General features: G+C 76.2%; 12 protein-coding genes. 10 read left to right on the forward strand and 2 right to left on the reverse strand.

Annotated features, from left to right (window positions below):
* The first annotated feature begins 308 nt into the window (after positions 1-308).
* From ACH4B3_RS32930 to ACH4B3_RS32940, 3 genes are all read left to right on the forward strand, one after another.
* Positions 309-734 carry an ATP-binding protein gene (locus ACH4B3_RS32930; protein WP_398469280.1) on the forward strand — a complete coding sequence of 142 codons (426 nt, stop codon included), beginning with the start codon at positions 309-311 and terminating at the stop codon, positions 732-734.
* A gap of 286 nt (positions 735-1020) precedes the next feature.
* Positions 1021-1626, forward strand: a complete 606-nt coding sequence (locus ACH4B3_RS32935; protein WP_398469233.1) for a hypothetical protein — start codon at positions 1021-1023, stop codon at positions 1624-1626.
* A 101-nt stretch (positions 1627-1727) separates the two neighbouring features.
* Positions 1728-4142, forward strand: coding sequence for a right-handed parallel beta-helix repeat-containing protein (locus ACH4B3_RS32940; RefSeq protein WP_398469235.1), 2415 nt, complete (start codon positions 1728-1730; stop codon positions 4140-4142).
* Here ACH4B3_RS32940 and ACH4B3_RS32945 read toward each other — a convergent pair.
* A complete protein-coding gene (locus ACH4B3_RS32945) occupies positions 4112-6601 on the reverse strand; it encodes a hypothetical protein (RefSeq protein ID WP_398469237.1) in 2490 nt (829 codons plus the stop codon). The two genes, ACH4B3_RS32940 and ACH4B3_RS32945, sit on opposite strands and share 31 nt — an antisense overlap.
* 192 nt (positions 6602-6793) lie before the next feature.
* Here ACH4B3_RS32945 and ACH4B3_RS32950 point away from each other — a divergent pair, with 192 nt between their 5' ends.
* On the forward strand, positions 6794-7624 hold the full coding sequence (locus tag ACH4B3_RS32950) for a DeoR/GlpR family DNA-binding transcription regulator (protein WP_398469239.1): 831 nt from the start codon (positions 6794-6796) through the stop codon (positions 7622-7624).
* Positions 7625-7713: 89 nt separating this feature from the next.
* Here ACH4B3_RS32950 and ACH4B3_RS32955 read toward each other — a convergent pair whose 3' ends face one another.
* Positions 7714-8856 carry a PLP-dependent cysteine synthase family protein gene (locus ACH4B3_RS32955; protein ID WP_398469241.1) on the reverse strand — a complete coding sequence of 381 codons (1143 nt, stop codon included), beginning with the start codon at positions 8854-8856 and terminating at the stop codon, positions 7714-7716.
* Positions 8857-9016: 160 nt separating this feature from the next.
* On the opposite strand from ACH4B3_RS32955, the gene ACH4B3_RS32960 reads away from it, so the two are divergent.
* The 6 genes from ACH4B3_RS32960 to ACH4B3_RS32985 all read left to right on the forward strand — a co-directional run bounded on the left by ACH4B3_RS32960 (position 9017) and on the right by ACH4B3_RS32985 (position 13400).
* The gene (locus ACH4B3_RS32960) at positions 9017-9349 is read left to right on the forward strand and encodes a hypothetical protein (RefSeq protein WP_398469243.1); all 333 of its coding nucleotides are present in this window, start codon (positions 9017-9019) and stop codon (positions 9347-9349) included.
* 185 nt (positions 9350-9534) lie between these two features.
* Positions 9535-10119, forward strand: coding sequence for an ATP-binding protein (locus ACH4B3_RS32965; protein ID WP_398469245.1), 585 nt, complete (start codon positions 9535-9537; stop codon positions 10117-10119).
* Positions 10120-10715: 596 nt separating this feature from the next.
* The gene (locus ACH4B3_RS32970; RefSeq protein WP_398469247.1) at positions 10716-11366 is read left to right on the forward strand and encodes a TetR/AcrR family transcriptional regulator; all 651 of its coding nucleotides are present in this window, start codon (positions 10716-10718) and stop codon (positions 11364-11366) included.
* Positions 11363-11761 (forward strand): cupin domain-containing protein, encoded by a 399-nt coding sequence (locus ACH4B3_RS32975; protein ID WP_398469249.1) that lies wholly within the window; start codon positions 11363-11365, stop codon positions 11759-11761. Before ACH4B3_RS32970 ends, ACH4B3_RS32975 begins: the two co-directional genes overlap by 4 nt.
* A 113-nt stretch (positions 11762-11874) precedes the next feature.
* Positions 11875-12486, forward strand: coding sequence for a DUF4865 family protein (locus ACH4B3_RS32980; protein WP_398469251.1), 612 nt, complete (start codon positions 11875-11877; stop codon positions 12484-12486).
* Positions 12483-13400 (forward strand): phosphotriesterase, encoded by a 918-nt coding sequence (locus tag ACH4B3_RS32985; RefSeq protein WP_398469253.1) that lies wholly within the window; start codon positions 12483-12485, stop codon positions 13398-13400. The genes ACH4B3_RS32980 and ACH4B3_RS32985 overlap by 4 nt, the downstream gene beginning before the upstream one ends.
* Positions 13401-13725 lie beyond the last annotated feature (325 nt).

The following is a 13725-nucleotide window of genomic DNA, read 5'->3' on the forward strand; positions in this document are numbered from 1 at the left end:
GGCGACGGCTCGTACTCTCTGCTCTTTGAAATCGGACGGACACTTCAGCGGCAGGGGGCGACACGGGATGCCTGCCCGGGACACCCCGGCGGACCGGACCACGACACACCGGGCGCACACCCGCGCGATAGCGGCCGCGGACGCCCCCGGCGCCCACGCCTCCCCGCACCCCTCCCCGGCCCCGCCGAGCCGGCCCCGCCCGGTCACGAACGGAACGAAGTCTCGTGCGACGCAACCCCCTTCCCGATGTCTCCCCCGCCCGGCGCGGACGGTGGGCCGTGCCTCACCCGCACCGCGCCAAGGGCCCGGTGCCGCCGCGCGCCGCGCGCGCCCTCGCCGAGCACACCGCCGAGCGGCTGCTGAAGCGGCACTTCTGCGCCCGGCGACTGCCCGAACTGCGCGTCCAGGTGGAGAAGTACGCGGCGTGGGCGGGCCTGCCGGAGAGCCGGCGCGGCGACTTCGTGCTGGCCGTGGACGAGATCGCCACCAACGCGGTGGAGCACGCCGGCGGGACCGGGGCACTGCTGCTGCGGCACGTGGGCGACGAGCTGGAGTGCCGGATCAGCGACTCCGGTCCCGGCTTCTCCGCCGAGGTCATCCCCCGGGTGCTGCCCGGACTCGACGGCGCCACCAGCGGACGCGGACTGTGGCTGACCCAGCTGGTCACCGACCGGCTCGCGGTCACCCCCGGAAGGCCCGGAGCGGTGGTCACGCTCGCCATGCGCCTGCCGTGACCGCCCGGGCGGGCCTCCGGACGCGGCACCGTGCCGCGGCCACCCGCGCGCCGGTGCCCGGCCGTCCCGCCGGGGCGGCGCCGCGCACCGGAGCCCGCGGCGGCGCGCCCGGCCACCACCCGCCCGGCGGCCCGGGACACCGTCGGGCGCCCCGCGCGCTGCCCGGTGGGCCCTGACCCGGTGGGCGCGCGCCGTCGCCGGGCCCCGCGCGGCCCGGCACCACCGTCCCGGCCCCGGCCCCGGGCAAGACATCCGGCCGGACCGTCAGCGGCGAGGGGGCACCACCGTGCGAGCAGCCCGGGGCATGTGGCGGTGGCGGCGCAACCCGCTGCGCCGCCCGACCGACCTCGCGGAGGCGTGGGCCGCCGCCGTCGCCGCGCTGCTGATCGTCTGCGCCGCGCCGGTGGTGGGCTGGGCCACCGGCACCGCCGTCCACCAGGCGCTGCGGGAGACCGTCCGGGCGCAGCGCGCCGAGCGCCACCCGGTGACCGCGACCGTGGTGCGGGTGCCGGTCCAGCCGCCGCCGGACCCCGACGCGGAGACCGCCCCGGTGCCCGACGCCCGGCTGCGGGTGACCGCCCGGTGGACCGGACCGGACGGCCGGACGCACCGCGGCACGGTGGCCGCCCCGCTCCCGGCCGGGGCGGCCGGGGACCGCTTCGGCATCTGGACCGACGGCCGCGGGCGCCCGGTGGACCGGCCGCTGGACCCGGCGGCGGCCGCCGCCCACGCGGCGCTCGCCGGGCTGGCCGCGGGCCTGGCGGCGGCCGGCGCGGTGGAGGGGGCCAGACGGCTGGCCGTACGGGGACTGATGCGTCGGCGGTACACCCGGTGGGACGCCGCGTGGGAACGTGCCGGGCAGGACTGGGGCAGAGCGGACGCGAGCGGCTGACCCGCCAACTCCCGCTCCGCCACGCACGCTACGGTGGGGCCTTCACGCACGCGCACAGCCGCCCGGTCGGCACGTTTCAGAGGTGGGGGCACAACAGCACCATGGCACAGGGCTCGGTGGTCCAGGTGACGCACAGCGGAACGTCGCGCTGGCGGCGCCGTACAGGAGAGTACGGCTCCCTCGCCGCGGCTCTGGAGGCCGCCGGGGACGGGGACGTTCTCTCCGTCGCCCCGGGTACGTACCGGGAGAATCTGGTGATCGACCGGGCCGTGACGCTGCGCGGGCCGGAAGGGTCCCGCGGCGCGGTGCGGATCGCGCCGGCCGACGGGGTGGCGCTGACCGTCCGGGCCTCGGCGACCGTCCGGGACCTGCACATCGAGGGCCAGGACGGGGCCTCCCCGGCGCTGCTGGTCGAGGACGGCTCGCCGGAGATCTCCGACGTGCGGGTGGCGACCCGGTCGGCGGTGGGCATCGAGGTGCGCGGCGGGGCCCGCCCGACGGTGCGCCGGTGCAGCGTGGACAACCCCGGCGGGATCGGATTCAGCGTGCTGGACGGCGCCGGCGGGGTCTTCGAGGAGTGCGAGGTGGTGGCGGCGGGCCAGTCCGGCGTCGCGGTGCGCGGCGGCGCGCACCCGCGGCTGGAGCGCTGCCGGATCCACCACACCGCCGGCACCGGCCTGGTGATCACCGGCGAGGCCAGCACGGTGGAGGCCGTCGGCTGCGAGGTGTACGAGATCAGGGGCGCGGGGGTGCAGGTCTCGGCACGCGCCGCCGGGTACCTCACCGACTGCCGGGTGCACCGCACCACCGCCGACGGGGTGAACCTGGACACCGACGCGGTGCTCACCCTGGCCGACTGCGACATCCACGACATCCCGGAGAACGCGGTCGACCTGCGGTCGCGTTCGGTGCTCACGCTCACCCGGTCCACGGTGCGCCGGTTCGGCCGCAACGGGCTGTCGGTGTGGGACCCGGGCACCCGGGTGGACGCCAACCAGTGCGAGATCCACGACAGCACGGGCGACTACCCGGCGGTGTGGGTGAGCGACGGGGCCGCGGCGGTACTGGACTCCTGCCGGGTGCACGACGTGCCGGACGCCCTGTTCGTGCTGGACCGCGGCTCCCGGGCGGACGTGGTGGACAGCGACATATCGCAGGTCCGCAACACCGCGGTGTCGGTGAGCGACGGGGCCACCGCGCAGCTGGACGACTGCCGGATACGGGAGGCGTCGACCGGCGCCTGGTTCCGCGACCACGGCAGCGGCGGCACCCTGGCGGGCTGCACCATCGACGAGACCGCGACCGGCGTCATCGTCACCAAGGGCGCCGATCCGACCGTGGAGCGGACCACCGTCAGCTCCCCCACCGAGGCCGGTTTCTACGTGTCCGCCGAAGGGCGGGGCACCTTCCAGGGCTGCCGGGTGACCGGCAGCAGCGGCTACGGCTTCCACATCATCGACGGCTGCCGGACGACGCTGACCCGCTGCCGCACCGAGCGGTGCGCCCGGGGCGGCTACGAGTTCGCCGAGCCGGGCCCGGTGAGCGAGGACTGCACCAGCGACGAGAGCGCCACGCCCGCCGTCCCGGAGCCGGTGGCCCGGCCCGCGGTGGAGACGGTGAGCTCCACCACCGGGCTGCTGACCGGCGTCCCCGCCCCGCGCCCGGCGGCACCGGCCGGGCCCCCGGCCGCGGCACCTGCACCGGCCCGGGACGCCAAGGAGGTGCTCGGCGAACTGGACGCGCTGGTGGGGCTGGACAGCGTCAAGCGGGAGGTGCGGGCGCTCACCGACATGATCGAGGTGGGGCGCCGGCGGCAGGCGGCCGGGCTCAAGGCCGCCTCGGTCCGCCGCCACCTGGTGTTCACCGGCTCCCCGGGCACGGGCAAGACCACCGTCGCCCGGCTCTACGGGGAGATCCTGCACGCGCTGGGCGTGCTGGAGCACGGCCATCTGGTGGAGGTCTCCCGGGTCGACCTGGTCGGGGAGCACATCGGCTCGACGGCGATCCGCACCCAGGAGGCGTTCGACCGGGCACGCGGCGGGGTGCTCTTCATCGACGAGGCGTACGCGCTGTCGCCGGAGGACGCCGGCCGGGACTTCGGCCGCGAGGCGATCGACACGCTGGTGAAGCTGATGGAGGACCACCGGGAGGCGGTGGTCGTCATCGTCGCCGGGTACACCGCCGAGATGGAGCGGTTCCTGACCGTCAACCCCGGGGTGGCCTCCCGCTTCTCGCGCACCATCACCTTCGGCGACTACGCCCCCGAGGAGCTGCTGCGGATCGTGGAGCAGCAGGCGGAGGAGCAGGACTACCGGATCGGGGAGGGCGCGGCGGAGGCCCTGCTGAAGTACTTCACCGCGTTCCCCAAGGGCCCGGCCTTCGGCAACGGGCGCACCGCCCGGCAGACCTTCGAGGCGATGGTGGAGCGGCACGCGGGCCGGGTCGCCCAGCTGGCCGACCCGAGCACCGAGGAGCTGACCCTGCTCTATCCGGAGGACCTGCCGGAGCTGCCCTGAGCCGGCACCGGGCACTCCTGGCCCGGCAGTCGGGCCAGCAGGGTGGCCCGTTCCTCCTCGAAGGCGGGGTCGGCCTGGTAGTCACCGTGCCCCAGGATCGGGGCGGGCAACGGGTGTTCGGCGGTGCGGCCGTAGGCGAGCGGGTCCCGCAGGGCCCCGCGGTCGACCTCGGGCCCGGTGCCGTCCGGCAGCCGGACCGGGCCGCCGATCGGGTCGGTGTACCGCCACAGGTTGCGCCAGCAGCGCACCTCGCCGTGCAGGGCGCGCAGCTGCCGGGGCCCGAAGTAGGCGGGGAACCAGCGGCCGTAGAGCCGCTCCAGCGGCGAGCCGTAGGTGAGCAGGGCGACCTGCCGGCGGGTCCGGCGGTCCAGCTGCCAGACCGCGGCGGCCGCCAGCACGCTGCCCTGGGAGTGGCCGGAGATCACCAGCCGGCCGCCGGTCCGCTCGGTCCAGGTCTGCATCCGCCAGGTGAGGTCGGGAACGGCTCGCTCGGCGTAGCAGGGGGGCGCGAAGGGGTGCGCCGCGCGCGGCCAGAAGGTGCCCACGTCCCACAGGATGCCGATGGTGCGGCGGGCGGAGGGGCTGCGGTAGGCCCGGCGGGCCCAGGTGACCAGGGCGAGGAAGGCCAGTCCGGTCAGCCAGGAGCCCAGTGCCTGGGCCGTCTGGGCGGCGGCGTCGATCACCGGATGGGTGCCGTCGGCGGCGCGTCCGGGCACCTCCCCGGTGGCCCAGGCACCGGCCACCGCGCCCCCGGCGAGCAGCAGCGCGAGCAGCGCCAGCGGCCCGACGATGCCGGGTGCGTCGTCGGTGACGCCGGCCCGGGCGATGGTGCCGGCGATGCGGCGGGTGCGCACGCCGTCCGGCCGCTCCCCCGGGTATCCGTCCGGGACGGTGCGCACGAGCTTCGCCCGGACCCGCAGGACCCGGCAGACGAAGACCGCGGCGAGCACCACCAGCAGCACGATGAGCAGCGGGACGGCCGCGGCCTGCCAGGACAGCACGTCGGGCGGGCCGGGCATCGGGCCCTCGCCCATGCCGGGCGTGGCGGCCCCGTCCAGCCAGTCGGCCATCCGCTGGGCGACGCCGCCGCACAGCACGGTGCCCAGCCCGCAGGCGAGCATGGCGACGGCGGCCCCGCCGAGTCCGGACAGCGGGGTGCGCGGGGTGGGTGCCGCGCGGTGCAGCACCAGGGCGCACCCGGCGATGCCGGTCACCAGGGCGACCTGGACGAGCGTGATGACGCCGAACGTCTGGTCGCCCGGCAGTTGCCCGGCGCTGACCCAGCCGGGGCGGGACCAGGCGGCGTGCAGCGCGGACAGCGCGAGCACGCCCAGGGCGGCTCCGGGCAGGGCCGTCACGGTGATCCGGTCCAGGTTCTCGTCGAGCCGGGACTCGCTGCGGCCCCGGCGGCACACCACGTGGACCACGGCCACGCCGCCGGCCGTGATCAGTCCGCACAGCAGCCACCCGGTGGCGTCCAGCCAGCCGCTCCCGCCGGGGGCGCGGTCCTGACGGGTGGCGGCCGCGGTGAGCGCGGCGGCGACGGTGAGGAATCCCGCCGCGGTGTGGGCGGCGCGCAGCCTCGCCACCAGCCTGCGGCCGTACCAGAAGCCGGGCAGCCGCAGCGCGGGCAGGTCGCCCGCCTCCGGGTCGGTCTCGCCGGTCGTGCGGCCCACCGGCGGCTGGGACTCGTAGGCGCTCCAGGTGCGGTTGGACAGGTACCACAGCAGACCGGTGAGGGCGGCGGGCAGCAGCGCGGCGACCGCGAGCCGGCGGCCGGGCTGGCTCCACCAGCCGCCCTGCTCGGCGGACATGAAGCCGAGCCAGGCGCGGCGGTCGGCGCAGGATCCGGTGCCGGCGCACTGCCAGGCGACGAGGTCGAGGGCGACCTCGCAGGCCCCGGCGACCAGCAGCACCGTCAGGCTCAGCGCGACCAGCCGCACCAGCACCCCGTAGGTGCGCACGGTCCGGTTGCGGCGGTGGGCGGCGGGCCGCATCCAGTGCGCCAGATTGGCGATCATGAAGGGCAGCAGGAGCAGCCACAGCGCCCGGGCGCCGTTGCCGGAGGTGAGGTTGGACCAGCAGTACGCCTCGCGGACCGGTTCGCGCCGGTAGTCCGCCGGACGTTCCTCGGCGTCGGCGTCGGGCGTCCGGCGGTGCACCCCCGCGGTGTCGTCCCCGGTGACCCGGACCGTGCGCGGGTCGTCGAGCATCTGCTGCGGGCTGGCCCCGCCGACGCCGTGGACCAGCAGTTCCAGGTCCAGTTCCGGTGCCCCGCCGGCACCGGGCGGGCCGTCCTGCCCGGCGCGGGCGGCCGGCCGGTCCGGACCGCCGCCGTCCCGCTCGCCGGCCCGCCGCCGCCCGCCGTCCTGGTCCCGCCCTGGGTCCGGCTGCTGCCGGTGTGTGGTCGCTGCCACCGTGTCCCCCGATTCCGGTGTGGTCGTACGCCCGGTAAGCATTCCCGGCGGCGCGCCGGGCGTCCCCCGCGACAGGCGGGCGAGGCGAAATCGTGATGCGCCGCTCCGCCCGGGCCGGGTGTCCCGGGCGCGTGGGAGGATGATGCGCACGCGGCGGGCGGGCGGATCGGAGCCCGCGTCGTCGCACCGGATGCACGGTGGCGGCGGCCGCCGCCGGGCGAACGAGGGAGCACCGTGAGCGACAACCAGAACCTCCTCGCGGAACAGCGGCGCGCCCTGATCCTCGAGGAGGTCAGGCGGCGCGGTGGGGTGCGGGTCAACGAACTGACCCGGAAGCTGAACGTCTCGGACATGACGGTCCGTCGCGACCTGGACGCGCTGGCCCGGCTGGGCATGGTGGAGAAGGTGCACGGCGGCGCGGTCCCGGTGGCGGAGGCGAGCACCTACGAACCGGGGTTCGAGGCGAAGTCGGCGCTGGAGCTGACCGCCAAGGAGGACATCGCGCGGGCGGCCGCGCCGATGGCGGTGCCGGGGAGCGCGATCGCGCTGGCCGGCGGTACCACGGCGTTCGCGCTGGCCCAGCAGTTGGTGGAGGTGCCGGACCTGACCGTGGTGACGAACTCGGTCCGGGTCGCGGACGTGTTCTACACGGCGCAGCGCTCGGCGGCGGGCGCGGGCGGCGCGCCGCGCGCCGGAGCGGCCACCGTGGTGCTGACCGGCGGGGTGCGCACCCCGTCGGACACGCTGGTGGGACCGGTGGCGGACGCCGCGATCCGCTACCTCCACTTCGACGTGCTGTTCCTCGGGGTGCACGGGATATCGGTGGAGGCCGGGCTGTCGACGCCGAACCTGGCGGAGGCGGAGACCAACCGGCAGTTCGTGCGGTCCGCCCGCCGGGTGGTGGTGATCGCCGACCACACCAAGTGGGGCACGGTGGGGCTGAGTTCGTTCGCCTCGCTGGACCAGGTGGACGCGTTGGTCACGGACGCCGGGCTGCCGGAGCGGGCGCGGGCCGAGATCGGCGAGCACCTGCCGGAGCTGATCGTGGCGGGCGGGGCCGCCTGACCGGCGGTGTCCCCCCGCGGCGGCGGCCGGCGCGGCCACGCGCCCGCGGGTGCCGGGCCGGCCGGCGCGGGGGCGGCCCGGCCCGCCGCTCAGCCGCGGTGGGTGGCCGGCCAGTGTCCGGTGGCCAGGAAGCCCTCCAGAGCCGCCGTGTAGGGGCCGATGTCCAGCCGCTGCTCCTCCAGCCAGCTGTCGGAGTAGTACTTGTCGAGATAGCGGTCCCCGGGGTCGCACAGCAGCGTCACCACGCTGCCGGTGCGCGAGTCGGCGACCATCTCCGCCACGATGCGCAGCGCGCTCCACAGTCCGGTGCCGGTGGAGCCGCCCGCCTTGCGGCCGATGGACCGCTCCAGGGCGCGTACCGCGGCGATGCTCGCCGCGTCCGGCACCTTCATCATCCGGTCGATCGCGGCCGGCAGGAAGCTGGGCTCCATCCGCGGGCGGCCGATGCCCTCGATCCGCGAGCCGCTGTCGCTGGTGGCCGCCGGATCGTCGTCCACCCAGCCGTCGAAGAAGCAGGAGTTCTCCGGGTCGGCGACGCAGACCCGGGTGTCGTAGCCCATGTAGTGGACGTAGCGGGCGATGGTCGCGGAGGTGCCCCCGGTGCCCGCGGTGGCCACCAGCCAGGCCGGCTCGGGATACCTCTCCAGTCGCAGCTGCTGGTAGATCGACTCCGCGATGTTGTTGTTGCCGCGCCAGTCGGTGGCGCGCTCGGCGTAGGTGAACTGGTCCATGTAGTGGCCGCCGGACGCGGCCGCCAGCGCCGCCGACGCCTCGTACATGGTGCGGGGGTCGTCCACGAAGTGGCAGCGGCCGCCGTGGAACTCGATCAGCCGGCACTTCTCCCGGCTGGTGGTGCGGGGCATCACCGCGATGAACGGGACCCCGATGAGCTTGGCGAAGTACGCCTCGGAGACCGCGGTCGAGCCGCTGGAGGCCTCGATCACCGGCTTGCCGGGGCGGATCCAGCCGTTGCACAGGCCGTACAGGAACAGCGAGCGCGCCAGCCGGTGCTTGAGGCTGCCGGTGGGGTGGGTGGACTCGTCCTTGAGGTAGAGGTCGATGCCCCACCGTTCGGGGAGCGGGAAGCGGAGCAGATGGGTGTCGGCGGAGCGGTTGGCGTCCGCCTGCACCTTGCGGACGGCTTCTTTGAGCCAGTCCCGGTACGCGGCGTCGCTCCGGTCCACGTCGATGGTCCCGGCCGCCGCCGGTGGGGTGCTGTCCACGCCGTTCATGTCCGTTCCTCGTGCTCGTGCCGCGGTCGACTGAGACAGTCGGACCATTTCGATCATATGTGGGCACTGGTGCCGGGCCCGTCTCACAGGCAGACTGCGCAACAGGGACACTGTGAGAGCAAGGCGTATGCCGCTTGAGTTCACTGGGGAGGCGGTCCACATGGCCGAAACCGAATTCAATGCCCGAGGGGTGCGGATCGAGCGGTTCCTGCGCTCGGTCACGCGAGCCGGACAGGTACTGATCAAGGACGGGCGACTGGAGCTGCTGACCAGCAACGGCAGGGAGATCGACAGCGCTCCGGTGCAGTCGGTCCGGGCCGGCAGGCCGTGGTTCGCGGACGACGACCAGGCCAGCGCAACCGTCAACGGCACCCGCTACCGGCTCACCCTGGCCCAGCAGGACGCCGCCGCCCAGTCCGCCGCCGCCGAGAGCGGGGCGAGCCGCTTCCTCGACGCCATCCGCAGCGCGCGGGGGAGGACCGGGAAGGACTGACGCGCCCGAGTTGCGCATGCGCGCCGGGGGGCCGACGCTGGACGAGTATCAGTATCACTGAGGGTTAACCGGCGGTGACGCTGAGAACCGGCCCTCCGGTCGTGGGCGGCACACCCCCGCCGGCCACGTTCATCGCCCGCACCTGAATCAGGCTAGCCCTAACTCTTCTTCAGGGAGTCGCAGCCGTGATCAGTCGTCCAAGCAGGCATTGCACGGTGGAGCTGCAGGCTCTGCCCGCGCGGATCGGCCAGGTCCGCAGAATCGTATCGGCGCAGCTGCGCTACTGGCATCTCGATCCGCTCATCGAGCCGGCGGCGCTCGGCGTCACCGAGCTGCTGACCAACGTCCACCGGCACGCGGAACCGGACAAGCACTGCACGGTGGAGATCATCCTCATGCTGGACCGGCTCACGGTGTCGGTCCGGGACCGCGATCCGCGGCTGCCGCGGGTACCGGAGGCCGACCCGGTCTCCACCCACGGCCGGGGGCTGAACATGGTGGCCGCGGTCAGCGAGAGCTGGGGAATGCACGCCCGGGACGACGGCAGCGGGAAGGTCGTCTGGTTCACCCTCCCGGTGCCCCAGTCGACCGGCGGCGCCAAGTCCCCGTTCGCGGCGCACGGCGCGGGGCGGGCCGCGACGCCGGAGCGGCGCACCGGCCCGCCGGACCGGAAGGACCTCGCCCGCCCCCCGGCCGGACTCCGGGATCACGCGCCGGTACCGGCCGGGGTCCCGGACCGGCCGGGCACCTGCGCACCCTCCCCGGCCTGAGGCCCGGGGGCCGCGAACGCCCGGCCCCGCCCGCCGAGCGCCGGCCGACACCTCCACCCGGCCCCACCGGCCCGCTGCCCGCCGGACCGTTCGCCCGGTCGGACCGCTGCCCGTCGGGCCGTTCGCCCGGTCGGACCGCTGCCCGTCGGACCCTTTGCCCGGCACGGCCCGCTGCCCGGCCGGGCCCGGACGAGCGACCCGGCGCCGGCCCGCCTCCCCCTCGGCCCTGCCGCGCCGCGGGCGGGCCCGCGGCGGCCGGTGGACCCGGCACGGCACGGGCCGGGTCCACGCCGGGGTCCGGATGAGGTCCGCGCCGGGGCCGCCGTCCGAGACGTCCGGGTGGGCCGCGGCCGTACCGGACGGCCCGCCGCGGCGGGCCGCGTCCACCTGCGCCCCGGCGCCCGTCGCCGGTACCGCGCGACCGCGCCCGGTCGCCCACCCCGCCCCTGCCGCCGAGGGGCCCTCCCGGGTCGCCCGCGCGGCAGTGCGCCCGGCGGGCGGTGGCGACACGGGCCGCGGCGGCCGTCGGACGTCGGGGAGGCGCCCCGCCCGCGGAATCCCACGCCGCTGTACCTACTAGTATGTACACTGGCTTCATGAGCACCTCGGAACGCCTCATCGAAAGCACCCAGGACCTGCTCTGGGAACGGGGATACGTCGGCACCAGCCCCAAGGCCATCCAGGAGCGCGCGGGCGCCGGCCAGGGCAGCATGTACCACCACTTCAGCGGCAAGCCTGGGCTGGCCCTGGCGGCCATCCGGCGCACCGCCGAGCAGATGCGGAGGACCGCCGAGGCCTCCTTCTCCGGCCCCGGCGGCGGCTACGACCGGATCCGCGGCTATCTGCTGCGCGAGCGCGACGTCCTGCGCGGCTGCCCGATCGGCCGGCTGACCATGGACCCGGACGTGATCGCCGACCCGGAGCTGCGGCAGCCGGTGGAGGAGACCCTGAGCTGGCTGCGCGCACGACTGGCCGGGATCGTCGACGAGGGCCGCCGCGACGGCGAGTTCGCGGCGGAGCTGGACCCCGAACGGATCGCGGCGACGATCGTCGCGACCGTGCAGGGCGGCTATGTGCTGGCCCGGGCGGCCGGTTCCACCGGACCGTTCGACACCGCCGTCCAGGGTCTGCTCGCCCTGCTCGCCGCGGGCCGCGGCCGGCAGCCGGACGGCGGGCCGGGTGCGGCGGACCGCGCGCCCGTCGGCCCGGCCGCCCCCGCCGCGCCCGAGGCGGGCGGCGCACGGTGAAGGGCCCCGAGGAGCGCCCCGGCAGCGTGCCGGGCGCCGCCGACCACTTCACCGGCACCGTGTGGCTGGACGAGCTGGCGGCGCCACCGGCCCCGTCCCGGCTGCGCGTGTTCAGCGTGCACTTCGCCCCCGGGGCCCGGACCGCCTGGCACCGCCACCCGAACGGCCAGGTGCTGCACGTCACCGAGGGCGTCGGGCTGGTGCGGCGCGAAGGCCGTCCGGTGGAGGAGATCCGGGCCGGGGACACGGTCTGGATCGAGCCGGGCGAACGGCACTGGCACGGCGCCGCGCCACGGCACTTCATGACGCACCTGGCGGTGGTCGAGGCGGCCGCGGACGGCACCACCGTCGAGTGGGCCGAGCACGTCGACGACACCGGCTACCCCACGGCCTGACCCGGCACCGGCCGGCCCGCGCGCCGGGGCACCCGGCCGCCGCCGGCTCCGGGCCCACCACTGCCGCGGCACCGTTCCCGGGCCACCGGCCCGCTGACAGAAGGCACTCTCCGATGCACGCGATGCAATACCGGATCACCCTGCCCGCCGACTACGACATGCGGATCATCCGGAACCGGGTGGCCACCCGCGGCCAACTGCTGGACGACTTCCCCGGGCTGGGGCTCAAGGCCTACGGCATCCGGGAGCGAGGGGTCGACGGCTCACCGGTCAACCAGTACGCGCCGTTCTACCTGTGGGCGACGCCGGAGGCGATGAACGGCTTCCTGTGGAGCGCCGGGTTCCGGGGCGTCGTCGAGGACTTCGGCCGCCCCACCGTCGAGCACTGGCTGGGGCTCGCCTTCGAACCGGGCCCGGCCGTGGGCGAGCCGCCCCGGACCGCGGTGCGCCGGTCCGAGCCGCTGCCGCCTGGTGCCGATCCGGCCACCGCCGTCGAGCGGGCGGTGGCCGGGGTCCGGGAGCTGGCCCGCTCCCCGCGGGTGCACTCCGCGGCCCTGGCGGTGGACCCCCGGAACTGGGAGCTGCTCCATTTCACCCTGCTGCGGGACCCCGCACCCGGCGACCCCGTCGGCCCCGGGGGCGTGCCGGAGGTCGGGGACCGCTTCCAGGTGCTGCACCTGTCCGCGCCCGCGCTGTCCGACCTGAGCGTGGGGAGGCACTGGTGACGGCGGCCGTCCGGACCGTCCTCGGTGACGTCCCGGCGGCCGGGCTGGGGGTCTGCGACGCGCACGACCACCTCTTCCTGCGCAGTCCGCTGCTGCCCGGCCAGGAACTGGACGACCCGGTGGCGGCGGAGGCGGAGCTGCGCGCCTTCCACCGGCTGGGCGGCCGGGCGGTGGTGCAGTGGACGCCGCACGGGATGGGACGGGGCGCCCGGTGGCTGGCCGGACTGGCCCGGGCCACCGGCGTCCGGATCGTCGCCGCCACCGGGCTGCACCAGGCCGTGCACTATCCGCACGGACTGCCGGAGGCCGCGCGGGAGCACCCGGCCGAGCTGTTCGTCCGGGAACTCACCCGGGGCATCGGGGACACCGGCGTCCGGGCCGGGATGATCAAGGTGGCCGGCGGCTTCCACGGACTCGACGAGCACGCCCGCCGCACCATGACCGCGGCCGCCGAGGCCCATCACCGCACCGGCGCGCCGATCGGGGTGCACCTGGAAGCGGGCACCGGGGCGCAGGACGTGGTCGAGCTGCTCTGCGACCGGCTCGCGGTTCCCCCGCGGCGGGTGATCCTCGGCCATCTGAACCGGGCCCCGGACGTCCAGGCGCACCGGTCGCTCGCCCAGGCGGGCGTCCACCTCGCCTTCGACGGCCCGTCACGGGCCCACCACGCCACCGACTGGCGCCTGCCGGAGGTGCTCGCCGCGCTGGCCGAGGCCGGGTACGGGGACCGGCTGCTGCTGGGCGGCGACACCACGACCGCGGCGGCCCGCGGGGTGTCCGGCGGGCCGGGCATGCCCCATCTGCTGCGGAGGCTGCGGGAACGGCTCGTGGTGACCCTGGGCGAGGCACTGGTCGAGCGGATGCTGACGGAGAATCCGGCCCGGGCGTTCGCCGTCGAGTGGACGACGGACTGAACACCTCCCCCGCGGGGACCGGCTACGGGGGACAGCGACGCCGACAGCCGGAGCCGGGGGCCGGAGCGGGGGCCAGGGGCCGGGGCCGGCGGCCGGCGGCCGGGGACGGTTCCAGCGCCGCGGCCGCACCCGGGGGCGTCCCCCACCAGGGGCCGGACGCCGGGTCGGCGGCCGGGACGGCGCCCGGGAGCGGCGGAAGCGAGCGAGCCAAGGCGGCAGGAGCCGGGACGGCGGCCGGGAGCCGGGGCGCGGGCCGGGGCGGGAGGCCGGGGCTCGACGACAGGGGCGAGCCAGGCGGACGGCAAGGGCGCGAGCGGGGCGGGCC

Origin of the sequence: Streptomyces sp. NPDC018031, assembly GCF_044327625.1 — a bacterium.
Lineage (GTDB): Bacteria > Actinomycetota > Actinomycetes > Streptomycetales > Streptomycetaceae > Streptomyces.